General features: G+C 59.6%; 24 protein-coding genes. 10 read left to right on the forward strand and 14 right to left on the reverse strand.

Annotated elements, in window-relative coordinates; genetic code table 11:
* Positions 1 to 270 (forward strand): hypothetical protein (locus ACQR35_RS10740; protein WP_430270020.1); only part of this gene is annotated, 270 nt, incomplete at its 5' end.
* A gap of 143 nt (positions 271 to 413) precedes the next feature.
* Here the strand turns inward: ACQR35_RS10740 and ACQR35_RS10745 are convergent.
* On the reverse strand, positions 414 to 707 hold the full coding sequence (locus tag ACQR35_RS10745) for a hypothetical protein (protein ID WP_430270021.1): 294 nt from the start codon (positions 705 to 707) through the stop codon (positions 414 to 416).
* A gap of 287 nt (positions 708 to 994) precedes the next feature.
* Between ACQR35_RS10745 and ACQR35_RS10750 the strand changes: the two genes are divergently transcribed.
* Positions 995 to 1,690, forward strand: a complete 696-nt coding sequence (locus tag ACQR35_RS10750; protein WP_430267457.1) for a queuosine precursor transporter — start codon at positions 995 to 997, stop codon at positions 1,688 to 1,690.
* 59 nt (positions 1,691 to 1,749) lie between these two features.
* On the opposite strand, the gene ACQR35_RS10755 is transcribed toward ACQR35_RS10750, so the two are convergent.
* Complete coding sequence (locus tag ACQR35_RS10755) at positions 1,750 to 2,247, reverse strand: endonuclease domain-containing protein (RefSeq protein ID WP_430270022.1); 498 nt, start codon at positions 2,245 to 2,247, stop codon at positions 1,750 to 1,752.
* Between the two features lie 84 nt (positions 2,248 to 2,331).
* Between ACQR35_RS10755 and ACQR35_RS10760 the strand changes: the two genes are divergently transcribed.
* Positions 2,332 to 2,679: a hypothetical protein gene (locus ACQR35_RS10760; RefSeq protein ID WP_430270023.1), complete on the forward strand. Its 348-nt coding sequence runs from the start codon at positions 2,332 to 2,334 to the stop codon at positions 2,677 to 2,679.
* Positions 2,680 to 2,911: 232 nt separating this feature from the next.
* Here ACQR35_RS10760 and tgt read toward each other — a convergent pair whose 3' ends face one another.
* From tgt to ACQR35_RS10780, 4 genes are all read right to left on the reverse strand, one after another.
* On the reverse strand, positions 2,912 to 4,183 hold the full coding sequence (gene tgt, locus ACQR35_RS10765; protein WP_430267460.1) for a tRNA guanosine(34) transglycosylase Tgt: 1,272 nt from the start codon (positions 4,181 to 4,183) through the stop codon (positions 2,912 to 2,914).
* 23 nt (positions 4,184 to 4,206) lie between these two features.
* Positions 4,207 to 4,938, reverse strand: a complete 732-nt coding sequence (locus ACQR35_RS10770; RefSeq protein WP_430270024.1) for an SRPBCC family protein — start codon at positions 4,936 to 4,938, stop codon at positions 4,207 to 4,209.
* A gap of 9 nt (positions 4,939 to 4,947) precedes the next feature.
* Positions 4,948 to 6,060 (reverse strand): DUF6707 family protein, encoded by a 1,113-nt coding sequence (locus tag ACQR35_RS10775; protein WP_430267462.1) that lies wholly within the window; start codon positions 6,058 to 6,060, stop codon positions 4,948 to 4,950.
* 72 nt (positions 6,061 to 6,132) lie between these two features.
* Complete coding sequence (locus tag ACQR35_RS10780) at positions 6,133 to 6,672, reverse strand: NUDIX hydrolase family protein (RefSeq protein WP_430267463.1); 540 nt, start codon at positions 6,670 to 6,672, stop codon at positions 6,133 to 6,135.
* Between the two features lie 120 nt (positions 6,673 to 6,792).
* Here ACQR35_RS10780 and ACQR35_RS10785 point away from each other — a divergent pair, with 120 nt between their 5' ends.
* Positions 6,793 to 7,398: a YdeI/OmpD-associated family protein gene (locus tag ACQR35_RS10785; protein ID WP_430267464.1), complete on the forward strand. Its 606-nt coding sequence runs from the start codon at positions 6,793 to 6,795 to the stop codon at positions 7,396 to 7,398.
* A 170-nt stretch (positions 7,399 to 7,568) separates the two neighbouring features.
* Positions 7,569 to 8,342 (forward strand): phosphatase PAP2 family protein, encoded by a 774-nt coding sequence (locus tag ACQR35_RS10790; RefSeq protein WP_430270025.1) that lies wholly within the window; start codon positions 7,569 to 7,571, stop codon positions 8,340 to 8,342.
* Positions 8,343 to 8,460: 118 nt separating this feature from the next.
* Here the strand turns inward: ACQR35_RS10790 and ACQR35_RS10795 are convergent, their stop codons facing one another.
* The 4 genes from ACQR35_RS10795 to ACQR35_RS10810 all read right to left on the reverse strand — a co-directional run bounded on the left by ACQR35_RS10795 (position 8,461) and on the right by ACQR35_RS10810 (position 13,710).
* Positions 8,461 to 9,636 carry an ABC transporter ATP-binding protein gene (locus ACQR35_RS10795; protein ID WP_430267466.1) on the reverse strand — a complete coding sequence of 392 codons (1,176 nt, stop codon included), beginning with the start codon at positions 9,634 to 9,636 and terminating at the stop codon, positions 8,461 to 8,463.
* Entirely contained in the window at positions 9,633 to 11,093 is a 1,461-nt protein-coding gene (locus ACQR35_RS10800; protein WP_430270107.1) for an ABC transporter permease, read from the reverse strand. Before ACQR35_RS10800 ends, ACQR35_RS10795 begins: the two co-directional genes overlap by 4 nt.
* Positions 11,094 to 11,267: 174 nt before the next feature.
* Positions 11,268 to 12,275, reverse strand: a complete 1,008-nt coding sequence (locus ACQR35_RS10805; RefSeq protein WP_430270108.1) for an iron ABC transporter substrate-binding protein — start codon at positions 12,273 to 12,275, stop codon at positions 11,268 to 11,270.
* Between the two features lie 265 nt (positions 12,276 to 12,540).
* Positions 12,541 to 13,710, reverse strand: a complete 1,170-nt coding sequence (locus tag ACQR35_RS10810; protein ID WP_430270026.1) for a glycoside hydrolase family 76 protein — start codon at positions 13,708 to 13,710, stop codon at positions 12,541 to 12,543.
* A gap of 108 nt (positions 13,711 to 13,818) precedes the next feature.
* Here ACQR35_RS10810 and ACQR35_RS10815 point away from each other — a divergent pair, with 108 nt between their 5' ends.
* Positions 13,819 to 14,610, forward strand: coding sequence for a 3-hydroxyacyl-CoA dehydrogenase (locus tag ACQR35_RS10815; protein WP_430270027.1), 792 nt, complete (start codon positions 13,819 to 13,821; stop codon positions 14,608 to 14,610).
* Between the two features lie 86 nt (positions 14,611 to 14,696).
* Here the strand turns inward: ACQR35_RS10815 and ACQR35_RS10820 are convergent, their stop codons facing one another.
* Positions 14,697 to 15,539: a DUF1684 domain-containing protein gene (locus tag ACQR35_RS10820; protein WP_430267469.1), complete on the reverse strand. Its 843-nt coding sequence runs from the start codon at positions 15,537 to 15,539 to the stop codon at positions 14,697 to 14,699.
* Between the two features lie 222 nt (positions 15,540 to 15,761).
* On the opposite strand from ACQR35_RS10820, the gene ppc reads away from it, so the two are divergent.
* Entirely contained in the window at positions 15,762 to 18,611 is a 2,850-nt protein-coding gene (gene ppc, locus ACQR35_RS10825) for a phosphoenolpyruvate carboxylase (RefSeq protein ID WP_430270028.1), read from the forward strand.
* A 30-nt stretch (positions 18,612 to 18,641) separates the two neighbouring features.
* A complete protein-coding gene (locus tag ACQR35_RS10830) occupies positions 18,642 to 18,947 on the forward strand; it encodes a hypothetical protein (protein ID WP_430267471.1) in 306 nt (101 codons plus the stop codon).
* Here the strand turns inward: ACQR35_RS10830 and ACQR35_RS10835 are convergent.
* The 3 genes from ACQR35_RS10835 to ACQR35_RS10845 all read right to left on the reverse strand — a co-directional run bounded on the left by ACQR35_RS10835 (position 18,944) and on the right by ACQR35_RS10845 (position 22,127).
* A complete protein-coding gene (locus tag ACQR35_RS10835) occupies positions 18,944 to 19,561 on the reverse strand; it encodes a DedA family protein (RefSeq protein WP_430270029.1) in 618 nt (205 codons plus the stop codon). The genes ACQR35_RS10830 and ACQR35_RS10835 overlap by 4 nt on opposite strands.
* A gap of 28 nt (positions 19,562 to 19,589) precedes the next feature.
* Positions 19,590 to 21,107, reverse strand: a complete 1,518-nt coding sequence (locus ACQR35_RS10840; RefSeq protein ID WP_430270030.1) for an arylsulfatase — start codon at positions 21,105 to 21,107, stop codon at positions 19,590 to 19,592.
* An 81-nt stretch (positions 21,108 to 21,188) separates the two neighbouring features.
* Positions 21,189 to 22,127, reverse strand: a complete 939-nt coding sequence (locus ACQR35_RS10845) for an RluA family pseudouridine synthase (protein ID WP_430270109.1) — start codon at positions 22,125 to 22,127, stop codon at positions 21,189 to 21,191.
* 221 nt (positions 22,128 to 22,348) lie between these two features.
* Here ACQR35_RS10845 and ACQR35_RS10850 point away from each other — a divergent pair, with 221 nt between their 5' ends.
* Both ACQR35_RS10850 and ACQR35_RS10855 read left to right on the forward strand, forming a co-directional pair.
* Positions 22,349 to 22,981: an ArsR/SmtB family transcription factor gene (locus tag ACQR35_RS10850; RefSeq protein ID WP_430270031.1), complete on the forward strand. Its 633-nt coding sequence runs from the start codon at positions 22,349 to 22,351 to the stop codon at positions 22,979 to 22,981.
* The gene (locus ACQR35_RS10855) at positions 22,978 to 23,685 is read left to right on the forward strand and encodes an SRPBCC domain-containing protein (RefSeq protein ID WP_430270032.1); all 708 of its coding nucleotides are present in this window, start codon (positions 22,978 to 22,980) and stop codon (positions 23,683 to 23,685) included. Before ACQR35_RS10850 ends, ACQR35_RS10855 begins: the two co-directional genes overlap by 4 nt.
* Positions 23,686 to 23,805: the final 120 nt, after the last annotated feature.

The following is a 23,805-nucleotide window of genomic DNA, read 5'->3' on the forward strand; positions in this document are numbered from 1 at the left end:
AATGTTATGGCTATTTGGGGTGCAGATATTGCTCAGCTCAAGACTCTCGGTACGAAGCTGCAGGCTGGCTCGACGGCGATCACTGAGCAGAAGACCACGTTGACTAAGATCCTTGGTTCCACCGACTGGAAGGGCCCGGACGCTGACCGTTTCCGTAACGAATGGTCCTCACACCACGTACCGTCTTTGGCTAAGGTAGCCGAGGCTCTGCGTGAAGCTGGCCAGAAGGCAACCAAGAACGCTTCCGAGCAGGAGCAAGCTTCCCACTAAGTTCCACAGTGGGCGTAGGGCCCGGACCGTCAACACGACGATCCGGGCCCTATTTTCGTTTATTCAGGATTCTTGACCGGGTGTGCTTGGGCCGCTACCTGAGGCGCCGGTCCCGGCGTCGTACTGGTTGTCCTGTGCCGCAGCTAAGCGGCTGGATACTGTGGGTCTGGATGGACTGTAACCCGGCGCCACACGGCAAAGCGTCCGAGGGTTGAAGCCGCCGCCGTGCCCAGCCCGTAGGGCCACGCGCCCGTCCCTAAGTCGCCGCCCATCAGGACCATAGTGAGGCAGCCGGTGACAAATCCCGCCGCCCCCAAGGCCAACACATGCCACCATTGGTTCCGTACGGGCCGCATTAACAAGCCGGCAACAAGGCCCAGTGGCGCGCCAATAAAGATCGCCGGGAGGAGCGCATACATGGCAAACGTACCTGCCACTACCGCCAATGCCTCAAGGGTTCTGCTTGCTATGGCGACGATGACGCCACATCCGAGGCTGAACGCTAAATAGCAGTAAAGCCAGCCGAGACCGAACGCTGCTGGGTTGTCTCGCTCTTTGCCGCCATTCGTCGTCGCTCCTTGGGTCTTGAAAACGCGCCTTTTTAACGCTCAGTGAGCAGGCAGGGCATGGGAGAATAGTCCACGGCTCAATCTGTGTGGGCCCAGTGCTAATACAGCGGGACCGGGATGGTCTGCGCGAACCACTAGTCAAAGCGAGTTCTTCCATGAGTGAAACCACTGTGAAACCAGCCGTGCCCGGGGCCAAGTTTGCCTCGATTGGTAGCCCGTATTTCGGCATCGCCCTAGCCTTTATGGCCGTTATTGTGATCCTGTCCAACATTGGTGGATCCAAGGGTGTTCAGTTTGGCCCCATCACCACCGACGGCGGATTCTTCCTGTTTCCGTTGGCGTACATTTTGGGTGACGTGATTTCAGAGGTCTACGGGTTTAAGGTTGCCCGCAAATCCATCATCACCACCTTTGTGCTCTCCGCTTTTGCGTCGCTGAGCTACTGGATCATGATTATCCTGCCCGGCTTTACCGACGACTACGGCGTGGCCAAACAAGCTGCCATGGAAACTGCGTTGGGCCCGGTACCGCAGATTGTGCTCGCTTCGTTGTTGGGATTCTTGGCTGGGCAGACCATCAACTCCTGGATCCTTGTGAAGATGAAGGCCCGCAGTGGCGAAAAGTCACTCTGGGCACGCCTTATGAGTTCGTCCGGAGCTGGCGAATTCGTGGACACCCTTATTTTCTGCTCCATCGCGGCCCCCGTGATTGGCATTTCCGATGCTGGGACCTTTGTGAGCTACGTGGTGGTGGGCTTTGTGTACAAGACCCTCGTTGAGTTCCTCTTTGTCCCGCTCACGAGCATCGTGATCCGCTGGGTCAAAAAGCGCGAACCGAGCTACGGGCTCTAATTCTTTCGCCGTTCCTGTCCGCGAGGTCGGTGCACCGCGCCGTTTGCCTAGGGAATTTCCTAGGGATTCGACGCGATGCCCCGACTTCGGCGAAAGGCTTCAAGGATTCGCGACTTCACCTCGGCCTCATTGAACAAATCGGCCCACGTGAGACGGACAAAGATCCAGCCTTCCTCCATCAGAGCTTTCTCGCGTTGACGCTCTTGGAAAATCGCCTCGTCACTGGGCTGGTAATCGAAGTATTTGGCTCGACCATCAAATTCGAGCGCTACCTTCCGATCCCGCCACGCCATGTCCAGCCGATACAGGCCGGCCCGCGTTTGGACCTCGACTTGCAGTTCCGGAGCCGGTAACTGCAGGGCATTGATGACTTCCCTGGCCAACGTTTCCCCGGCTGATTCCGAGCGCGGATCGGCATTTTCAAGCACCGCCCTCAGCGTGCGAATGCCTCGATGCCCGGCCAAGGCTGTGGATGCTTTTTCCAATTTCCCTATGGATGCACCTTTGCGGAGCGCATCGTCCATCAGAATCAGGCCGGACTTATAGGACACTGTCATACAGCAATCCACGAGTGTTCTTTCCAGCGACGTGACCCGTAATCCGTAAAGCCAAACAACATCCTCCGGCGGTAGTGGCCGAGTATGGATTCGAACGCCGGGGCCGGACTGGCGGCTGTTGGGCTTGGAAGTATTCGTGACGTGGATCAGCGAATCGACGTTCCACAAGCTCAGCCCGAAAAGGCGCGCGGCCGAGACATGGCTATAAACGAACCCCTCGTTGGTACTGCGAAGCGTCCGGAGCTGGTGGGCTCGGATCTCCAACAGCTTCTGACCGTCACGATTCAAAGACTCCCAGTGGCCACAGGAAACGTAACAGCCATGACGGATTCGGCGGATCTGACCGTCAGCGAGGAACCGATTCAATTGCCGCGTGGCCACGCCAAAGTCGTGAAGTTGGGCGGCGCTCCAAAGGACGCCGGGCGGCAGTGATGGGCGCGGAGGGTGCGGCGATCGCAGTGGTTCGCCGTCGTCGTCGTACTGGCTCAGATTGTTCAACGTCATGGATTCAGCGTTGCGCCAAAAGTTCGACGGCGCTCGGCTCACGGCGCGTATGTGGAAAACTTCGGCCAAAAAGTTCCCCTACTCGCGAAGTCGGTGCATGGCCGCGAACTCCCCGGAAATTTCCTAGGGAAACGGCGCGCAGCACCGACCTCGGCGGAAGTTAGGCGTAGTACTTGCCTAGGGTCTCGGCTTTGAACTCGAAGAAGTCGCCGGACTCAATGGCGAGCCGGGCGTCGTCGACCATCTTCACCACAAAGCGCTCGTTGTGAATCGACACCAACGTTGCAGCCACCATTTCCTTCGCGCGGAACAAGTGGTGGATGTACGCACGGGAGTAATTGGTGCATGCATAGCAATCGCAGCCGTCCACGAGCGGGCCGAAGTCCCGCCGGTAGCGTGCACCACTGAGGTTAAAACGCCCGTCCGGGGTGTAAAAAGCCGAGGTGCGGGCCACCCTAGTGGGGGAAACGCAGTCAAAAGTATCGGCCCCGTTTTCGATCGCCGTAAAAATGTCATCCGGCTCGGAAATGCCGAGCAAGTGCCGCGGCTTGTTCTCGGGAAGTTCCTCGGAACACCAGCGGACAATTGTGCCCAAATTTTCCTTCTCGAGTGCCCCTCCCAGCCCAAAACCGTCAAAGTTCATGGCGCCCAAGTCCCGGCAGGCCTTACGGCGCAGGTCCTCATATTGGGCGCCCTGAATGACCCCAAACAAGGCTTGATACGGCTTGCCCACGCGCTCGTCAGTGAGCCGGAAGTGCTCAGTGATGCAGCGTTCAGCCCACAAACGGGTCCGCTCAAGAGACATTTCTTGGTAGGCGCGGGAATTTTGCAAGGTGGTGAGCTCATCGAATGCGAACATAATGTCCGCGCCGATTTGATGCTGAACTTGCATGGAAATTTCGGGGGTAAAGCGGTGCTTGTCGCCATTGAGGTGGCTTTTGAACCACACGCCGTCGTCGTCAACATGCGCCAAACGTTCCTTGCCCGCAGCCACAGCATCGTCCGGACCAGACTGATCCACAAGGTCCATATTGATGACCTTTTTGAACCCAGATCCCAGACTCATCACCTGGAATCCGCCCGAATCAGTGAAGGTTGGCCCCTCCCAGTTCATAAACTTACCCAAGCCGCCAGCCTCATCCAGCAGGTCCGCTCCGGGCTGTAAATACAGGTGATAGGCGTTCGACAACAATGCCTGTGCACCCAATTCCTTCATGGCTTCGGGCAGAACTGCCTTGACAGTGGCTTTGGTTCCGACTGCGATAAAAGCTGGCGTCTGAATCTCACCGTGTGGGGTAGTGATGGTGCCCGTACGGCCCAAAAATTCGCCGCCATTGGCGGCAACATCGGCAGGCGTGTAAGGGGAGGTCTCCGCGAGGCGTTTGCCAACAGAGAAAGAGAATTCGGACTGGGAAGCAGCGGAAACAGGCACCTATCAAGTGTGCCAGAACCGGCTCAGCTATTCGGCTCACTTTCATGGAACGCGCTGGCACGCCAACTCTCCCAACGCTGCCGCAATGCTTCAAGTTGGTGCGCGCCCAGACCATAGCTGGAGATGTTGACCATCAAACCGCCATTCGGGCGGGAATCGGGCATAGGTGCCTGGGCGGAGGCGATCAACAAGCCGTCACCGTGGTCAGCATATTCGTGCACCGTGAGTCCCACTTGGTCTGGGGTTTTGTACCAAACTCGGCCTGTGATTTCCTCCCCGGTGGGGAGGTGGAGGCTGTAACTCTGGCCCTCTTCAGGTATCTGGTCAAGGCCCAGAATTTCAAGTGCCGGGCGACCGTTTCTATCCAGTGTTGCCTGGAGAAAGGTGCTCCGCCGCGCTGCGTGTGGGTGCCGTTCAAGTGCGAATTTGAGTTGGTGCAAAAACATCACCCAACCTTCAGTGATGTCCGCTTCCCAAGCGGCCCACGGCGAATCCGGGTCCGGAGCGGCGCGGACAATACTCACACGGGTCCCTGCCGCTACGGGTTCGAGCGTGAAAACGTCTCCACCACCAAGCGAGAGCGAAAGGTGATCCGGAGCTTCGAGGACCGAGTCCTTGAAGTAAATCTCTTGGATTTCCTCCGCCAGTCCCTCAACTTCCCAACCATGCCAACGGGCAATTTCGCCCGGTTCGCGCAGCGAGGTCCAGACTTGTTGCGCATCAGCATTGATCACAACACTCAGCGGATTGCTCATGATTAAAATCTACGCCCGAATAGCCTCAAGTTCGTTGTCAATCCGCCGGTTCAATTCGCCCGCACTGATGCTCTCGGAGCCGCCGTGAGCCCGCAAATACAGCAAGCTTTCGAGCCGCAAAACACGCCACTCACGCTCGGCTTCGTGGTTGCCGTTATCGATTGAGCGGAAGATTTCTTTGTCATACAGATTGGGTTCATTGAGCGCCCGCTGACGAACCTTCGCCGCAATCCGGGCCTTAAAAGGGTCGCTCTCTTGGGCTTCGGGAGCGCGCAAGAGCCGGCGGTACAGTTCGGAACGTTCGTCCTGACCGTCCTTGGAGCACAGGAAACTGGAGAGTGAAAGGCTCGCCTCCACGGCCGACCAGCGCCCCGGATTACCATCAAAAGGCAGCACGTTTAGCAAGTCAGCAATGGCCAGCGCGGACGCTGAATCGCTGTGCTCGATGTACAGCTCGTGTGCCAGATCGCGCAGATCCGTGAGGCAGCTGCCGGACTTCAAATTGATGCCCTTGGCAAGCCTGGACGCAAGCGCCTGAACGCCAGGACGGCCAGGATATTCGGCCGCGACGCGTTCAACCACACTTTCCGGGGTGCCCTCTGGCTCAGGAATTAGCGCGAGTTCGGCCTCGTCCGGGAGTGCAATAGCGGGCGGATTCTCCGGCGCCGGTGGTAGCACTGCGGGAGTCGCGGCTGGTACTGCGGCGGCCAAACCTGCGGCCGGGACCTCGGCGGAGTCTCCACCCTCAGAAGGTACGACGACGGCACTCACCGCAGGTTCGGCGTCGGACGTTGGGGGTACTTCAGTTAGCCCGGTGGTTGCTGTGGGCTCGGTGCTGGCCTTTGCCCGGGGGAGCAGGATGTCGCTCCAACGGGACCCGGCTGGCGGCTGCACGATGTCGGCGTGTGCTACATGTGCTGAGGCGTTCGCGGCGAGTCGTAAAACGTAGCCGTCCACGAGGGTAATGACGATCAAAGCGGGATTGCCGAAGTCGTCCGACTCGGCCTCAACGAGGCTAATTTCGGCGCTTCGCTGGCCGTCCGGCAACAGGAGCCGATCCCCGCTTTGGAGAGTCCCAGCCTGTTCTTCACGGTATTGCACGGTGCTTTGGCTGCGGTTCATTGGGGTCCTTAAAGTCTCTTGCGGTCCGCCCAATAGTCTACAAAGGTGGCCTTGGAAAAGCCGGGAGGTGGGCTACTCGGCGATGCCCGCGAAGGCCAGCGCCTGGCGAATCAGGAGTCCGCGGCCGCCTTCGAATTCGTCTTGAACTTCTTGACGCAGCACCTCTTGGGGCGACATCCACGTCAACTCGAGTGCATCTTGACGGGGGTTGCATTCGCCCGTTACCGGCACCACATAGGCGAGCGCTACGGCGTGTTGGCGATCGTCAGTGAACCCGGTGTGTGAGGGCGAGGGGAAGTATTCGGCCACGGTGAACGGCACGGGGCTCAGGGGCAATTGTGGGAAAGCCATGGGGCCGAGATCTTTTTCCATGTGCCGCAAGAGGGCTGCGCGGATGGTCTCCCGGTAGAGCACCCGCCCGGACACGAGGGTGCGGACCATGCCGCCTTCTTCGTTTCCTTGCAGGAGTGTCCCAACTTCGATCACAAGTCCCAGCGGATCAAGGCGCACGGGAACTGCCTCGACGTAGACCATGGGGAGGCGGTTTCTGGCCTCGTACAGGTCTTCCTCGGAGAGCCAGCCTGGAAAAGGATCAGGGGTTCGTACACTCATGGTTAAGTTCTACCGCATCAAGACCGGGCGCGCGGGGCATGATTAGCTGGTGGCTGAATTACGGGAGCTGGATTTCCGTCACTGGGCTGCCTGCATCGAGGATCATTTGAAGGGATTGCCGTGGCCGTGGAATTAGAGGAACTACTGGTCCCCGACGCCGATGCATGGCGCGCATGGCTCGAGGCTAACCACCCTACGAGTCCAGGCGTGTGGTTGGTGTTGCATAAAAAGGGTGGTGCCACCACGGCATTGGATTATGCGGCTGCGCTGGATGAAGCGCTGTGTTATGGATGGATTGATGGCCAAGCTCGTTCGCGAGACTCTCACACCTCACTACGAAGAATGACCCCACGCACTGCCCGTAGCAAGTGGTCTCAGCGCAATGTTGGGCACGTGGCTCGCCTTGAAGATGCTGGCAAAATGTCGTTAGCTGGCCGGGCCGCCGTCGAATCTGCGAAGGCCGACGGCCGTTGGGAAGCCGCCTATTCTGGTGCCGCGAATGCCGTGTTGCCCGAGGACTTGTCTGCCGCGATTGCAGCGAATCCCTTGGCCCAAGCCACTTACAATCAGCTGAATTCGGCTAATCGCTACGCCATTATTTACCGGACCACAAGCGTCAAAACAGTGGTTGCTCGCCAGCGGAACATCACGAGGTTTGTGGAGATGTTGGCTCGCGGCGAAGCTCCTCACCCACAAAAATTCGCTCCTCATACCCCGCCGAGGTAGGTGCATCGCGCCATTCGCCTAGGTAATTTCCGGGGAGTTTGACGCTAAGCACCGACCTCGGCGAAAGTGAGGGCGGTGGGGGCGAGGGATGGTGGGTTGATCAGTGTCCTTTCAGCCAACACGCAGCATCTTCACCGCTAGCGTCTAAATATTGGTGGCAAACTACTGGGATGCCATCGCTTACTCCGCCCCGGGATGAATCTGCTTTGATGGGCTCATCGGCCTCCACCTTCCAGCGCATCCGTATGTGGTTGAGACCCACGGCGGGACCAATTTGGTCCGCTCATGCGGCGTTTTTCACGGTTTCCGTTTTGATTGTTCTGGGCAATGTGATCTTTTGGTGGATGCTCGCGAGCGTAGCGTCGAATTCCGGTCCGGCCACGTGGGACGGGCCGTTACATTCGGCAGCTGTCGCCTCGCGAAACTCGTTGTTTACGGCCTTGATGTCAGCAGTTACCACTGTCACTTCGCCCATGGCGATGGCAGCGATCGGTAGTCTGACCGCCGTCGTCTGGTTTTTTTGGCGGCACGAATTGCGGCGTCCACTCATCCTGATGGTGGCTATGGCGGGCACTGTTGCACTATCCAGTTTTATCAAACATCAGGTGGGCCGCCCGCGTCCTTCGGCTAAAGAATTCCTGCTGGGACCGGACGACGCATTGTCATTTCCCTCGGGCCACACTCTCGGTTCTGGGGTGTTTTTTGGTGTGCTCGCCTACCTTCTGGTCTCGCGCTTAGAAAAACGTACGACGGCGTTACTCGCCGCGATTGCCGCAGTTTTGGGCACCGCTTTGGTGGGGTTGAGCCGGGTGTACTTGGGCTACCACTGGTTCACCGACGTGGTGGCTTCGGGTTCCTTGGCTCTGGTTGTGACCGGTGTGGTGATGCTGGTGGACTCGCTCTTACCCCGAACGCTCCCGGACTCAGCTACCCACTCCCGATGAGCCCACCCCCGCTGAGGTCGGTGCATCGCGCCGCTGGCCTGGGTAATTTCCGGGGAGCACGCGGCTAAGCACCGACCTCGGCGAAATAAAGTAGTAGCAGGGAAGCGGGCGGAAGGGACTATGCGTCGTGGGGGAAGGCTACTGCCTCGCCAACCACTCGTAAGCACAACTCGGTACCGGGCTGAGCGATGGCAGCGTTCCAGTGCCGGATGGCAATGATCTCGCCTCCGCCGGGGTATCGGTGAGCATTGGCTGTAGCATCACTTCGCCCGGCGGCCGAAGCTGAGACCGGCGGGGTTTGTGGCAACTGAATCCGTACCGTTGATTCTGGGCCAAAGTAATCGGTATCAACTACGCGCCCACGGATAGGCCCGTCCTCGGCGATCCGGATCTGCTCCGGGCGCAGCATCAACTGAACGCGGCCCTGGGCGGGGGGCCTGCGCACGGGAATTGCACCGAGCGAGCACGTGGCTAGGGACCCTTCCATCCACGCATCTAGAATCACGGCATCGCCCAAGAACTCGGCGGTGGCGCGATCTGCGGGGCGTGTGTAGACCACAAAGGGGTTACCGATTTGGGCCAGTTTCCCTCCGCGCATTACGGCAACCTGATCGGCGAAGGACAGCGCCTCGGCTTGGTCGTGAGTGACCAGGATGGTGGTCACTCCGGCCTTATTGAGCACTTTGGCTACGGCACGACGAGTAGCAACTCGCAAACCCGCATCGAGTGCAGAAAAGGGCTCATCCAAGAGCATCAGTTCAGGTTCGCGAGCCAAGGCCCTAGCCAGTGCCACGCGTTGCTGCTGACCTCCCGAGAGCTGGTGAGGCCGGCGCTTGATGTAGCTCGCGTCGAGGGCAACCATGTTCAGTAGCTCTTCAACGCGGGCCTTAGCGCCAGAGCGGCCACCGGGCAGAGAAATACCGAACGCGATGTTTTGACCAACGGTCAGATGAGGAAACAGGGCGCCATCCTGGGCCACGTACCCCACTTGACGTTTGTGCGCTGGCAACCAGACTCCGTCGCCCGCTACGGTTTTTCCGTTGAGCGAGATCCTGCCGGTATGCGGCCGCTCAAAACCTGCGATGAGCCGCAAAAGCGTGGTTTTCCCTGACCCGGAAGGACCCACAATGGCGGTGGTGCCTCCACGCGCAACGGAGAGATTAACGCCCTTCAGGACCGGGTGACTTCCAAAGCTTTTGGTGACGTCCACAATGCCCAAGTGGGTGTTGGTGCTGGCCGCGACGGACGCTGCAATCCGCGGTTCGGGGAGTCGTGAAGGGGATTGTTCGGTCACTGTCCGGCTGCTTTCTTGGACTGTTGGAATAGAAGATAAGTCATCGGCGCCGAGAGGACGATCATCAACAGAGCGTAAGGCGCCGCCCCTGCGTAGTCGATCTCGTTGCTCTTGGACCAGAACTCGGTGGCAAGCGTGTTCGTCCCGTTGGGGGAGAGTAACAGGGTTGCTGTCAGTTCATTCACAATGGCCAAAAACACCAGCGCTGCACCACCGGCGGCGGCAGGTGCGCTGAGCCGCAAGGTGACCCGAATAAAGGCCATCACGGGGTTCTTCCCCAAGGACCGGGCCGCCTCATCGAGTTCCTTCGGTGCTTGGGAAAGCCCTGCACGAATGTTGACTAGCGCACGCGGAAGGTACAACAGCACGTAGGCCAACACTAGAACTAGGGAGGTCTGGTAGATGCCCGGCACCAATCGAATACTGACCGTCACAAACGCCAAGCCCACCACAATCCCGGGCATGGAACTGGTGACGTAGTTGGAGAGCTCGAGTGTTTTACTGAACCAGCCCGGGTGCCGAACCGCCAGGTAGGCGAGTGGGAAGGCGAACAACGTGGTCAAAACTGCGCCGGCTAGTCCGTAGCTGAGGGTTTGCAAGAGGGCAGGGCCAAATTCGGCCATGTTCCACACCGCGGTTCCGCCGGCGATCAGCCAGCGCAACACAAACCACAATGGCAGGCCGAAGGCCAACGCACTAAGGGCCACCAAGAACACTTGGGAGGGGAGTTGGTAACCGCCCAAAACCAGCCGGGATGGCTTGCCCTGCACGCCTGAACCCACACGGGCATAGCGTGCATTTCCGCGGCCGCGTACCTCAATGAGGAGCAAGATCAGGCAGAAGAACACCAGCACACTGGCCAGCATGTTCCCGGCTGCACCGTTAAAAGTGGACCGGAATTGCTCCATGATTGCGGTGGTGAAGGTGTCAAAGCGAATCATGGCAAAGGCGCCATATTCGGCGAGCAAGTGCAGCCCCACCAACAGCGCGCCACCGGTGATAGCAATGCGCAATTGTGGCAAAACTACCCTGAAGAAAACCCGCCAAGGTCCCAAACCCAAGGAAGCAGCGGACTGCTCAATCCCAGGATCCAAACGGCTGAGTGTGGCTGCCGCAGGGATGTAGATGAGCGGGAAATAGGACAGGACTGAAATCAGCACACCTGAGCTGACGCCTGCCAGCGAGGGGATTGCCGATACCCACGCGTAGCTGTTGACGAAGGCTGGGATGGCCAGCGGCGCTGCCAGCAGGACCGCCCAAATGCGGTGTCCTCGCAGGCTGGTCCGTTCAACCAACCAAGCCCCGGCCACACCAAGAATCACGCAGAGCGGGACCGTGAAAACGATCAGCAATACGGTGTTCAGTAGGAGCTCGCCAACGCGAGGGCGGAAGATCAGAGCGGCTGCGGAGGACCAGCCTATGGAGGCTGTCATAAACACCACGTAGCCCAGTGGCATCAAGGAGAACAGCGCAATGATCAGGGCAATAACTCGTAGCGCGCCTAGCCCGGAAAAGAGTCCGGAGAAGAAGTCGGCGATCTTGCGCAAGACGCCGGAAAGGAGGCCCGGGCGCTTGCCCGAACCTCCTGACTGGAGTGTGCCCACGGTGGTGGGCGAGGAATTACTCAAGGTTTAGAGGAGTCCTGCCTGAGTCATCAGCTCCGAGACCTTGGGGGAGTTCAGCTTGGCTGGGTCAACTGTGGGCGCCTGAAGGTCCTTGATAGGAGTCAGCTTGGAGTTGGCAGGAACATCGGATCCCACCGGGTACTCGAAGGACGTACCGTTCTGTAGAACTTCCTGGCCCTTTTTGCCGGTGATGAACTTCAGGAAAGCCTGAGCTGCAGCAGCGTTCTTGGCGCTCTTGAGGACACCGCCACCGGAGACGGATACGAATGCTCCCGGATCCTGGTTCTTGAAGTAGTGCAGGCCGATGTTCTTGGAGTTCTCACCGGTCTTCGCCTGATCACCGAAGTAGTAGTAGTGGTAGATCAACGCCATGTCTACCTCGCCAGCGTTCACTGCCTTCATGGCGGTGGAGTTGCCCTTGTATGCCTTGGAATTGGCCTTCATGGCCTTGAGCCAGTCGCTGGTTGCCTGCTCACCTTTGAGCTCCAACAGGGCAGAAACAATTGCCTGGAAGTCAGCGCCGGACGGTGAAGCTGCCCACTGGCCCTTGTATTCGTCCTTGGCCAAGTCCAGCATCGAGGCGGGGAGTTTGTCCTCGGTGAGTTTGGTTTTGTTGTAAACCAACACGGTGGAGCGGGCTGCGATTCCAGTCCACTTGTTGGTGGACGGGCGGTACGTCGACGGCACCTGATCCTGAGTTGCTTTGTCCACGTCGGCGAAAAGGCCAGCGTTTTCAACCTGTGTCATGGCCGGTGAGTTTTCGGTGAGGAAAACGTCTGCCGGGGAGGCTGCACCTTCTTGGATGATCTGGTTGGAAAGCTCCGAATCGTCACCGTTGCGCAGAGTCACTTTGACGCCGGTTTCCTTGGTGAATTCGTCTACCCAAGCTTGAGTGAGCGACTCGTGCTGGGCGTTGTACACGGTGATTTCGCCAGAAACGGCACCGTTGGATGCGGACGAATTTGAAGAGGGGGAGCCGCCGCAGGCGGTGAGGCCCAAGGCTGCGGTAGCCATCAAGGCAATGCCGGTCAGCGCGTTCTTACGGGTGAGGATCACGGGGAAGCTGCTTTCTGAAAGTTCACTGGACTAGGGTCCGGTAGGGCTGGAGAAGGGGATGGCCACCACTGAGACTGTAGGTTAGCCAAGCCTAAGTAACCAAGTGAAAACAGGTCATTGTGAGCGAGATCACACTAATTAGGTCACTTTCTTGTCACCTAATTACTCGGAGTGCCTCTGCGGACTCGCTGCTCATGAGCCGCCGCTTAGCAGCCAATGACGGCTAAACGGTTCCCAGCGAGGCGGCGGCTTCGAAGATCATCCACGCCTGAAGTTGGGTGGAAAGTTCGACGACGGCTCCCGCAGGATACGTTTGCGCTGCGGTTTTGAGCGGGTGCGTTGAAAAGATCATGTCCGGGGCGCCTTCTCCCGCCGGGCGGCGGCCCTGCCACAGGGCTTCGGCGGTATCGCGGACCAAGGTGGCGGCAATGGATCGCGCCTCAGTAGACACAGCAGAATCATTCGCTGCGAGTGCCAAATAACGCACCAGAATCCCGGTGAAGAGGCCGCCGTCGCCCGTTCCGTCACAGCGCAAAATCCGCGCGCCGGCTCGCATCGGAACCGGCGCATTACCTTCCGGAGCCAGGGTCAGCCGCGCGTCGATCGCGCGAATGAGAGCTTCTGCGCGTTCCAGATTCACCGGCCCGCCCAGCTCCAAAAGCGCTCCAAGAATGGGCCCTTGGTTGTACGTGTAGATGGCATTCTCAAGGAAAATCTCCCCACCGGCCCGGATTCTTAGCCCATCCAGGTACATTCCCTGTGAGGCATCAAAGAGCTTCGCATCGAGCCAATCAACCAGAGCTTGGGCCCGCTCGCGCCGCCCGGTCCGGGCAAAGTGCAGGGCAACTGGCGCGGTCGCCGGTGTGTTTTTGAAGTCGCGCTTTTTACTCCAAAACGTTCCGCCGCCAAGATCGTCAGTAGAGGCCGAATCGAATTGAAGGCTTAGAGTTTTGAGCAGCCGTGCGTTGCGCCGGCGGCCCGGATTGCGGGTCTTCTCGGCGAGCTGTTCCAACCGCCAAGACGAAAGTGCCAGCCACGCCATGTCGTCGTAATAGCTGTTCACAAAGGTCAAAAAATTCCGCAGCCGGATGGTGGTGACTAGACGCGAAGCGAGCCGTCCGGCGCTTGGCCGGGACGCGCCGTCGAACTTTACTCCGGTGGCCAATTCACGTTGCCCGGCATCTACTAGGGCGTCAACGTAATGCGCTTGCCACCAGTAATGCCACGGCGAAAAGAGCGATTTAATCCGGCGGGTGGGGCGGCGAATCGCGCCGATATGTGTCCCCGGCAGGAAGAACAACTTCTGTCCGAACTGGTGCACCACCGAACGTGCGGCGGTCTGTGCGCGATCCGTGGCCTCAAGTACTTGAGGTGTCTGCGTGCCGTAGTCCATAGTTCGAGCCTAATGCTATGGCGTGCCGAGGTTACAGCGACTAAACTCGGGGCCAGTTAATGACCATTAACGGATTGCTTTTTTTGGGGACCACATCGAGGAGGATGTATGGACATCAAGGGAGCAGTGGCTCTGGTGACTGGCGGGGCATCCGGGCTGGGTGCCGCCACGGCAAAGCGTTTGTACGACGCCGGAGCAACAGTAGTGATTGTTGACCTACCGCCGCGTGAGGGGTCGCCGTCTTTGGGGCAGCAGAGTGCCGAAGCCCTGGGCGAGCGCGCGGTGTTCATTGCCGCCGATGTGACGAATCCTGAACAAGTTCAAGCTGCTGTGGATGCAGCGGTTGGCTTGGGTCCGCTGCGCATTGTGGTGAACTGTGCCGGTGTTGCAACGCCAGGAAAGGTGCTGGGGCGCGAGGGTGTGTTGCCGCTTGAGCAATTCAGGCGAGTCATTGAGATCAACCTGATTGGTACCTTCAACGTTATTCGCCTAGCCGCTGAAGCAATGGCCGCTACCCCTGTGGTGAGCACCGAACTTGGTGGCGAGGAGCGCGGCGTCATCATCAACACGGCCTCGGTTGCCGCGTTCGACGGCCAAATTGGCCAGCCCGCCTACTCGGCCTCTAAGGGTGCAGTTGCCGCCATGACTTTGCCGATTGCCCGCGAATTGGCCCGCTCGCTGATTAGGGTAGTGACCATTGCTCCGGGCATTTTTGAGACCCCCATGCTGGCTGGGTTGCCTCAAGACGCTCAGGACTCTTTGGGACAGCAAGTGCCCCACCCGGCACGATTGGGGCGGCCGGAGGAGTACGCCAACCTTGCCGCACACATTGTAGAAAACGCCATGCTCAACGGCGAAACGATTCGTTTGGACGGGGCAATCCGGATGGGGCCCAAGTAAAGCGACAGACAAGTAAAGCCTGAGCTCCGTAAAGCTTCAGCTACGTAGGGCTGGCCCAAAGTGTGGTCAGCCCTAAGCGGTGACGTTCACCCCTTTGTGGGGTCCTTCTCGCCAGCTTCTACGCGCACGTCCAAGCTGTTGTTTTTCACCGGCATAGGGCACGTGCCATAAGGGGTGAAGGCGCTGGGGTAGTTGATGGCCCGGTTGAAGTCCACCACCACGGTGCCGTTCGGGCGGGGCTTGGCCGTGGAGACTTTGCGCCAGTCATCGGTGGTGTCTCCGTTCGTGGCATCGTGGAAGGTGATGGTCAGGGCGCCCAGTTTTTCTTCTTCAGCTTGCAGGCGGTACTCCTGAGGTTTGCCGTCAGTTCCGGGGAGTTCAAAAACCACCTCGCCTACTGAACGGTGAACACCACCCACCAAGGGGTTGGCGGTGCCAATGGGAATCTCGCGTGGTTCGGGATAGGGCTCCCAGCGGGCAGTGATGGCCCACGTTGGGTCAAAAGCATAGGTGGGGACAGTGTTGAAGTCGGTGAAAACCGGCGAGGAGCTATCCCGTGTCCGGATGGCGAACTTGCCGCCGCGTACAGCAAGTTCCACCTGAACTTGAGAACCGTCGGTGCCGCCGTACTGGACCCAGTTCAACGATTCTTCGTCCTGAAGCTCTTGGGTGTACGTGCCGTCAACGGCCTCGCCAGTGTCCACAAAGCGCAATCCGTCCGCAGCGCTCGCGGTGAGTGTCGCCGCAGTACCGTCGGTTGACCACAATCCGGGGACCATCTCGAGGGTGCCTGGTTGCGGCGGGAGCCACTGAAACGAGGTGAGGGTGAGCCAGCCGAATTCGGTGGCAAGCGCTGTGTTGCGGGAGTGGCGGAAGCGTTCCCACCGTGCCACCTGGGGGTCTGTTTTGGCGGGTGCTGCGTTATTCATGTCTTCTCCTAGGACCGATCCTGTGGCCGATACTTCTACAACCTGACTCTGCCCCAAAAAATGCCCGCAGCCCAGCTCGGTGACCGCACGTGCGCGTTAACATCCGAGACAAATTGTGGGACCCCGGTCACGTCCCGGTAGTATGCCTGAAGTATCCGTAACTTGGCTCACAGTATCCAGCGCAGTGTACGAGCCCAGACCAAAACCACGAAAGTCGGTTCCATGTCTCCCGCTGCCCCCGTGTCCGCACCCGCAACGCCGTTCAACAAGGTTGATGAGGATCTTGCCGCCGAATTGCGTGCCGATGTCCGCCGCGTCTCCACACTCTTGGGTGAATCCTTGGTGCGTCAGCACGGCCCCGAGTTGCTGGCTTTGGTTGAACAAGTACGCCTTCTCACCAAAGAATCTAAGGAGGCTGGCCGGGGTGGCGCCGCGGCTACCGGGCCGTGGAGCGCGCACGACGTCGCCGCCCAAGTCCGCGAACTCCTCGCCTCCCTGCCGCTTGAGCAGGCTACCGATCTGGTCCGCGCTTTTGCGTTCTACTTCCACTTGGCCAATGCAGCCGAACAGGTTCACCGCGTTCGCAGCCTGCGCACCCGGGCAGAAAAAGACGGCTGGCTGGCCCAAGCCGTAGCCGAGATCATTGAAAAAGCTGGTGCAACAGTCCTGCAGGACGTGGTTAACGAACTCGACGTTCGCCCCATCTTTACGGCGCACCCCACCGAAGCTTCACGCCGCTCGGTGCTGGACAAAATCCGCAAACTCTCTGATGTTTTGGCACAGCCCACGGTTGAAGGAACCTCCGCTCGCCGCCGCCAAGACCGTGAACTCGCCGAAATCATCGATCAGATGTGGCAGACCGACGAGCTGCGCCAAGTCCGGCCCACACCCATCGACGAGGCCCGTAACGCGATCTACTACCTTGGCAACATCCTTACCGACGCCATGCCGGAAGTTCTCACCGAACTCACCGAACTGCTCGACGCCCACGGTGTAACGCTGCCCGCCCAAAACGCACCGATTCGCTTCGGTTCCTGGATTGGTGGAGACCGTGACGGTAACCCCAACGTCACGGCCGACGTCACACGCGAAATTCTGCAGATCCAAAACCAGAACGCCGTACGGATCGGCATCTCGCTGCTGGACGACTTGATCTCTACACTCTCCAACTCCACCGCCCTAGCCGGTGCCGAAGAAGAGCTGCTGGAGTCCATTCGGGTGGACTTGGCCAATCTGCCGGGCCTGGACAAACGCGTCCTTGAACTCAACGCACAAGAGCCTTACCGCTTGAAGCTGACCTGCATCAAGGCCAAGCTCATCAACACGGGGCGTCGTGTTGCGGCTGGGAAGTCACACGAACCCGGACGCGACTTTGCCTCCACCGCGGAAATGGTCTCCGAGCTGGAACTGATGGAGCGTTCACTCCGCAAGCACTCGGCGTCGTTGGTTGCGGACGGTGCCTTGGCGCGCGTCCGCCGCTCATTGGCTTCTTTTGGGCTGCACCTGGCCACTTTGGACATCCGCGAGCATGCCGATCACCACCATGACGCGGTTGGCCAGCTCTTTGATCGCTTGGGTGACCTGCCCAAGCCGTACGCTGAACTGTCCCGCGAAGAACGCCTCGAGCTACTCAGCGGGGAATTGTCCTCCCACCGTCCGCTCTCCGGGCACCCCATCCGTTTGGACGGTATTGCGGATAACACTTACAACGTTTTCCGTGTGATCCGGCAGTCACTGCGCACCTACGGTCCAGACGTGATCGAAACCTATATTGTCTCGATGACTCGCGGAGCCGACGACGTGCTGGCGCCAGCCGTGTTGGCACGCGAAGCAGGGCTGGTGGAGCTTCACGGCGAGACGCCGTACGCGAAGATCGGTTTTGCGCCGCTGCTGGAAACTGTTGACGAGCTGCGCGCATCGGCCGAAATTGTGGACCAGTTGCTCTCCGAGCCGGCCTACCGCGAACTAGTCCGGCTGCGTGGGAACGTGCAAGAAATTATGCTGGGCTACTCGGATTCCAACAAAGAATCCGGTGTGATGACCAGCCAGTGGGAAATCCACAAAACCCAGCGCAAACTCCGGGACGTGGCTGCCAAACATGGTGTCCGGGTCCGTATGTTCCACGGCCGCGGTGGCTCCGTGGGCCGTGGTGGCGGACCCACTTATGACGCCATCCTGGCTCAGCCCAACGGAGTACTTGAAGGCGAGATCAAGTTCACCGAACAGGGCGAGGTCATCTCTGACAAGTACTCCTTGCCTGAACTGGCACGCGAGAACTTAGAGCTTTCCTTGGCTGCCGTGATGCAAGGTTCCGCCCTGCACCGCACCCCACGCACCTCTGAGGAGGAACGCGAACGTTACGGGCACGTGATGGAAGTGATCTCTGACGCAGCCTTTGCCCAGTACCGCACCTTGATTGACGATCCCGATCTGCCCGCCTACTTCCTGGCATCCACCCCGGTGGAACAGCTAGGTGACCTTAACATTGGTTCGCGCCCGTCTAAGCGTCCCGATTCTGGCGCCGGTTTGGGTGGGCTCCGTGCCATCCCGTGGGTCTTCGGTTGGACGCAGTCTCGCCAGATTGTTCCAGGCTGGTTCGGCGTTGGTTCCGGGCTCAAGGCCGCCCGCGAGGCCGGCAATGAAGCGCAAATGAGTGAGATGTTGGAACGCTGGAACTTCTTCAGTTCGGTGCTCTCCAACGTTGAAATGACCCTCGCCAAAACGGACATGGACATTGCGGGGCACTATGTTGCTTCACTGGTTCCGGCCGAGCTGCACCATCTTTTTGACGTGATCCGTGCCGAATACGAGCTCACGGTGGCCGAAGTTCAGCACTTGACCGGTGAAAGCACTCTGCTGGACGCGCAGCCCACCCTCAAGCGCTCACTCGAAATCCGTGACCAGTACCTTGACCCGATCAGCTACCTGCAAGTGGAACTCTTGCGCCGCGTGCGCGAAGGCTCTGACAAGGTTGCCGCTGGTGCTAGCGAACGCGAGATCGACGTAACGCTTCAGCGCGCCATGCTCTTGACCATCAACGGTGTGGCAGCCGGTCTGCGCAACACCGGGTAGTTTGCGCGTTCGCTTGGTTAGGCTTGGGGGATGCCTTCCTTCCGCACCACACTGACTATTGATGGCCTGCGCCCGGGCAACGCCCCGGAATCGGTGATGGCCACTGCGGTTGAGGCGCTCGAATCCTGCCACCATGTTGAGGCGAATCAGCTGGACATTGTGCGTGGGGTTCCGCAACTGACCTTGCGTTTTTTGGTGGAGCCAACCGAGTACGACGCCGAGAATCGCCTTGCGCGAGAATCGGCGGCCTCGGTGCGGGACGCCGTCGACCGTGTTGCAGTGACGGGGCGTCAAACGGTGAGCCGCCGTGCGCGGGGTAAGTGGCTGGTGGTTTAGTCTTCAGTGCCGGGCTCTACCACCGGGGAGCGGTTGCCGCGCCGTTTGGTGATGATGAGGCCCAGCACTGCGCCCACGGCTAGGCCCACCCCCACGCCAATGAGTGAGCTCGCCCAAAAGGGTAGGCGGGTGGCGGAGCCCGTGAAATAACCCAGACCCACCAGCCAGGTGGCCCAGAGGACGGCGCCAATTGCTGCGCAAAAACTGAACCCCCGTGCTGTGACGTCGCCGATTCCAGCGGCAGCGGAACAAGCGAGCCTTCCGCCGGGCAAGAACCGGGCACCGATGATGGCCCCGTACGCCGAAGAACGGCCGGCCCGCTCGAGCGCCCGGTGAATTCCGCGGTGGACTCTGCGGCCCCAGCCCCAACGGTCCAAAACGCTACTGAGTTGGCGCCGGAACAGTTGAAAAACTAGAACATCGCCCAACCATGAACAAAGCGCCGCGATGGCACCCAGTAGCCACGGGTTGATTCGTCCTTCGGCCGCGAGTGCACCGCCGGTGATCACCAGCATTTCGGAGGGGATGGGCGGGAAAATGGCATCACCGAGGACCAGCGGAATACTCCACCAGTAGACTGCCGTGCCCCATGCTTCGGGGCTGCCAAAGATCATGTGGCCAAGTTACCGTACCTGAGGATGGCTATTGGCTTGCCGCGATTTTTTCTCGTGTGTGACTGAGCATGCTCACCACAGGGGCGCCCGGAAAGAGCTGACCGTCGCGCACAAAGCCCTCTTCGCGGCCTACCAGGACAGTGATGAGCCGCTGCCGCCACGCAGCCACGGTGGTTTGGTGTTCGGGTTCTTTGGCGAGATTTCGCTGCTCTTGAGGGTCCTGCGCTAGGTCAAAAAACTGCTCAGTTCCCTTGCCAGAGCCCCAAATGTATTTCACCTTCCCATCGGTGAGCCAATGAATATTCTGGCCAAAATAGACGTGCTCGCCATGGAGGAATTCGCGCACAGGTGGCCGCTCCGGATCACTTGCGGCGCCCCGCAGCAGCGGGGCGAGGGATACGCCGTCGCACGTGTCCGGAACCGGCACCCCGGCGAGGTCAAGGAGCGTAGGCATCACGTCGCGCAGTTCCACAACGTCACTGACTACTGTGTGCTGCACTCGGCTGGCGGCGGCTTTCCTAGTGGCGTCCGCTGAGTCCGCGATGATCAGGGGGATTCGTGCGGAACCTTCATAGGGGAGGGCTTTGCGGAACATGTGGTGACCGCCCATCAGCTCGCCGTGGTCACTGGTAAATGCGATAACGGTGTCCTCATCCAGGCCAAAGTCCGCTAGAGATTCACGGATCCGGTTGATCTGCAGGTCGATCTGCGTCATCAGCCCGTAGTAGCCGGCCCGGGCACGGTGAACCACCTCGTTGGGCAGGTGCCCGTAAGCCGCCTGGTAGTCGCCGTCCTTGCGGAACTCATCCCAGTCATCTTCCCAATCACCCCCCACCGCTTTGTAGTCGGGGAGATTCAGGTACTGGTTGTACGCCCACGCTGGAGGATCGTACGGCGGGTGGGGCCGGTGGAAGGACAAGTACAGGAAAAACGGTTTGCTGGGATCACGCCGGTACATCCACTCCACAGCCTGTGTGCCCACCCAGCTTGTTGGATGCAGCCGCTCGTCCTTGTCCCACGGGCGCGCCATCACGGAATTGCAGTTCACGCCGTTATCGAAGTACTCCTCATCCGGTGCCACCCCGGGTTGACGCCGCAACCACGGAACGTAATCGTCAAAAAACGCGAACTGTTGTTTGAACTTCTTGCGGGCATAGTGCAGGTAGCCGTCATGCAGGACAACATCGTCAAAACCAAGCCGGGCCCGCTCCGGGTATACGTGCATTTTGCCGATGGCCTGGGTGTGATATCCGGCCTTTTTGAACTCGCCTTGAATGGTCACAGGGTGGGCGGCGTTGAAGTCGACACCCTCCTGATAGCCAACCCGGCCGTGCCGTTCCTGCGACTGCCCGGTGAAGAGGGCAACCCTAGCCGGAACACAGGTGGGCGTGGCGGAGTAGGCACGGTCAAAGCGCACACCTTCACGGGCCAGCTGGTCCAAGTGTGGCGTCTGAACGTGCGGGTGCCCGGCTGCGCCGAGGCAATCCCCACGCCATTCGTCGACACAAATGAGGATCACGTTTTTCTGCTTGGTGGGACGATTCACCCACTAACCATGGCTGGTGGGATGAGCACTCGTCAATCCTTGTCCGCGACGACGGGGATGCACCGGCCTGCGTGGGACGGACTATTTTGTAGGGGGAAACTCGCTCAACTGCAGTTCGCTCCGGTACTCCACCGGCTGCTTGCTGATCGGGTCAACAAAGTTGATCCCGCGGGCCAGGAGCTGGAGCGGTTTGGAGTAGTCGTCCGGAGCTTTGTCTAGCAAGTCAGGATAGAAAGCGTCATGCATAATTCCTAGACCCAGCGAGGTCATATGCACGCGCAGTTGGTGAGTTTTCCCGGTATGTGGCTCCAAACGGTAGAGGCCCCGCGCCGGTGACGTCCCGTCGTCGTGCGTGTCCATCAGCTCGATGCGAGTCTCGGTATTTGGCTCCCCATCCACCACTTCGGCGAGCAGGTAGGTGCGTGACTTCACCATCCGGTTGCGGACCACCACCGGAAAATCGGGGGTGTTCAGGCCGCCGGCAGGTTTAATTGCGGCCACACACTCGTACTCTTTTTGCACCTGACGCTTCTCAAAAAGCACTTGGTACTTGCCGCGGGTATCCGGGTTTGTGGAAAACAGCAACACACCCGCCGTCATCCGATCCAGCCGGTGCATAGGGATCAGCTCGGGCAGATTCAGCTGATTCCGCAAGCGCACCAGCGCGGATTCCTGAATGTAAGTACCGCCCGGAGTTGTGGGCAAGAAATGCGGCTTATCCACCACCAGGAGGTGCTCATCCTGGTGCAAAATATTGATCTCCACCGGCATTCTGACCTCAGGCGGCAAGCTGCGGTAGTACCAAATGAAAGTGTGCGCGGTGAGCGGGGTGGTCCTGTCCAGAGGAACGCCGCCCTCGCCAACAATCTCCCCAGCATCAAAGCGGTCCGTGATTCCCTGCGGGTCAATGTGCCCCCAGCGATGCATCATGTAATCCATCGCCGTCTCCCAGGGGCCCTCATGCGGAAGACGAAGGCGGGTCGCATTCACGCCGTCGCGCACGGGAAGTGGGGATTTCATCACCGTTCAAGGGTACCCGCGCCCACCATCCGCCCATCCCACTCACCCCACCCCACCCCACCCCCACTCACCCCACCCCACCTTTCGCCGAGGTCGGTGCTTAGCTCTGTTTTCCTAGGGAATTCACTAGGCATTCGACGCGATGCACCGACCTCGGCGAGGGGGAGCCGGAGAGAAATACGGTCTTGACAAGAAAAGTTGTCGGTTGGCATACTTTTTCTATGAAGGACATCGAAGTAATCGACAACCCAGCGGTCGCTGAAGCCTCGCTCGGGGCCATCCGCACGCGAATCCTTCAAGCGCTTGTTCAACCAGCCTCAGCCACCATGCTCGCAGGCACCTTGGAACTACCCCGCCAAAAAATCAACTACCACCTCAAAGCACTCGAATCAGTGGGGCTCGTGGAACTTGTCCAAGAGCGACGCAAAGGAAATGTCACCGAGCGAATTGTTCAAGCCTCGGCGGCGTCCTACGTCATTTCACCGGACGCGCTCGCAGCAATTTCGCCAGATCCGCACCGCTTTAGCGACAAGTTCTCGGCATTCTGGTTGCTGGCACTCGCCGCCAGGATGGTGACCGAATTAGGCAAACTCATCACGGGGGCAGCGGCCGCCAAACAGCCCCTCGCAACGTTCGCGATCGATGCCGACCTCAGCTTCAGCTCGGCTAAGGATCGGGCCGCGTTCGCCGAAGAATTAGGGGTCACCGTCACGAAGCTCGTGGATAAATATCACGACGGCGGACGCACCCCAACAGCGCGTCCGCACCGTCTCGTCGTCGCGCTTCACCCAACCCTGAAGCCCACAAGGCACCAAGTAGAAACCACCTCAAAGACCACCAAGGAGCAAATGTGAGCGAGAACCGCGAGTTTGAAATTGTTGCCGATATTCAGGTGCCAGCCACCCCCGATCGTGTGTGGGAGGCCATCACCACTGGCACGCCTGCGTGGATGTTCCCCACCGATCAGTGGCCAGCCGAGTTCCCTGTCAACGAGCGGCCGAGCCACCTGATTTCCCGCATGGACGGACCTGATGGTTGGTTCAATCAGCTGGAGCACGTTATTGAGCCGTTGCCGGATGGGAGGGCTTCTATTCACTACGTGCACAGCGGAATTTTTGCCGACAATTGGGACCAGCAATACGACGGCGCTTCAAAGCACACCGCGTTCTATCTGCACACCTTGGGCCAATATTTGGAGCACTTCGATGGCAAGCCTGTGGTGTTCACCGACATTCAGGGGCCAGCTACCTCAGCCACGCCCGAAGCGTTTGACCAGTTCAAGGGCGCATTGGGTATTGCCGATTCCGCTGTTGGGGACAAAGTCGATGTAATGCTCGACGGCGTTGGGCAGCTTTGCGGTGACGTGGACTTTGTGAACGAAAACTTCGTGGGAATCCGAACTCAGGATGCGCTGCTGCGATTCTTTGGCCGCAACTATTTTGGCGCAGTCGTGGGGATCACAGTGCACGACTTCAGCGCGCCGTCGGATCCGGCTGCCCGCTCTGAGGAAACGGCGGTCGCCTGGAGCACGTTCTTCGCGAGCGTCTACGGCGAGTAGCTCGCGTCCCGGGCTCCCTCACGCGTCCACCCTCACCTCACGCGTCCACCCTCACCTCACGCGTCCACCCTCACCTCACGCCGAGGTCGGTGCACCGTGCCGTTCGCCTAGGCAATTTCC

Origin of the sequence: Pseudarthrobacter sp. J1738, assembly GCF_050490315.1 — a bacterium.
GTDB lineage: Bacteria > Actinomycetota > Actinomycetes > Actinomycetales > Micrococcaceae > JBNPEO01.

Coding starts and splice junctions, on each gene's coding strand:
- ACQR35_RS10830 (WP_430267471.1), top strand. CDS start 18,642: ATGCCTTCCTTCCGCACCACACTGACTATTGATGGCCTGCGCCCGGGC.
- ACQR35_RS10760 (WP_430270023.1), top strand. CDS start 2,332: ATGGATTCGAACGCCGGGGCCGGACTGGCGGCTGTTGGGCTTGGAAGT.
- ACQR35_RS10850 (WP_430270031.1), top strand. CDS start 22,349: ATGAAGGACATCGAAGTAATCGACAACCCAGCGGTCGCTGAAGCCTCG.
- ACQR35_RS10775 (WP_430267462.1), bottom strand. CDS start 6,060: ATGAACCGCAGCCAAAGCACCGTGCAATACCGTGAAGAACAGGCTGGG.
- ACQR35_RS10800 (WP_430270107.1), bottom strand. CDS start 11,093: ATGCCACTGGGCTACGTGGTGTTTATGACAGCCTCCATAGGCTGGTCC.
- ACQR35_RS10805 (WP_430270108.1), bottom strand. CDS start 12,275: ATGGCTACCGCAGCCTTGGGCCTCACCGCCTGCGGCGGCTCCCCCTCT.
- ACQR35_RS10810 (WP_430270026.1), bottom strand. CDS start 13,710: ATGGACTACGGCACGCAGACACCTCAAGTACTTGAGGCCACGGATCGC.
- ACQR35_RS10835 (WP_430270029.1), bottom strand. CDS start 19,561: ATGATCTTTGGCAGCCCCGAAGCATGGGGCACGGCAGTCTACTGGTGG.
- ACQR35_RS10780 (WP_430267463.1), bottom strand. CDS start 6,672: ATGAGTGTACGAACCCCTGATCCTTTTCCAGGCTGGCTCTCCGAGGAA.
- ACQR35_RS10750 (WP_430267457.1), top strand. CDS start 995: ATGAGTGAAACCACTGTGAAACCAGCCGTGCCCGGGGCCAAGTTTGCC.
- ACQR35_RS10770 (WP_430270024.1), bottom strand. CDS start 4,938: ATGAGCAATCCGCTGAGTGTTGTGATCAATGCTGATGCGCAACAAGTC.
- ppc (WP_430270028.1), top strand. CDS start 15,762: ATGTCTCCCGCTGCCCCCGTGTCCGCACCCGCAACGCCGTTCAACAAG.
- ACQR35_RS10790 (WP_430270025.1), top strand. CDS start 7,569: ATGCCATCGCTTACTCCGCCCCGGGATGAATCTGCTTTGATGGGCTCA.
- ACQR35_RS10815 (WP_430270027.1), top strand. CDS start 13,819: ATGGACATCAAGGGAGCAGTGGCTCTGGTGACTGGCGGGGCATCCGGG.
- ACQR35_RS10755 (WP_430270022.1), bottom strand. CDS start 2,247: ATGACAGTGTCCTATAAGTCCGGCCTGATTCTGATGGACGATGCGCTC.
- ACQR35_RS10820 (WP_430267469.1), bottom strand. CDS start 15,539: ATGAATAACGCAGCACCCGCCAAAACAGACCCCCAGGTGGCACGGTGG.
- ACQR35_RS10845 (WP_430270109.1), bottom strand. CDS start 22,127: ATGAAATCCCCACTTCCCGTGCGCGACGGCGTGAATGCGACCCGCCTT.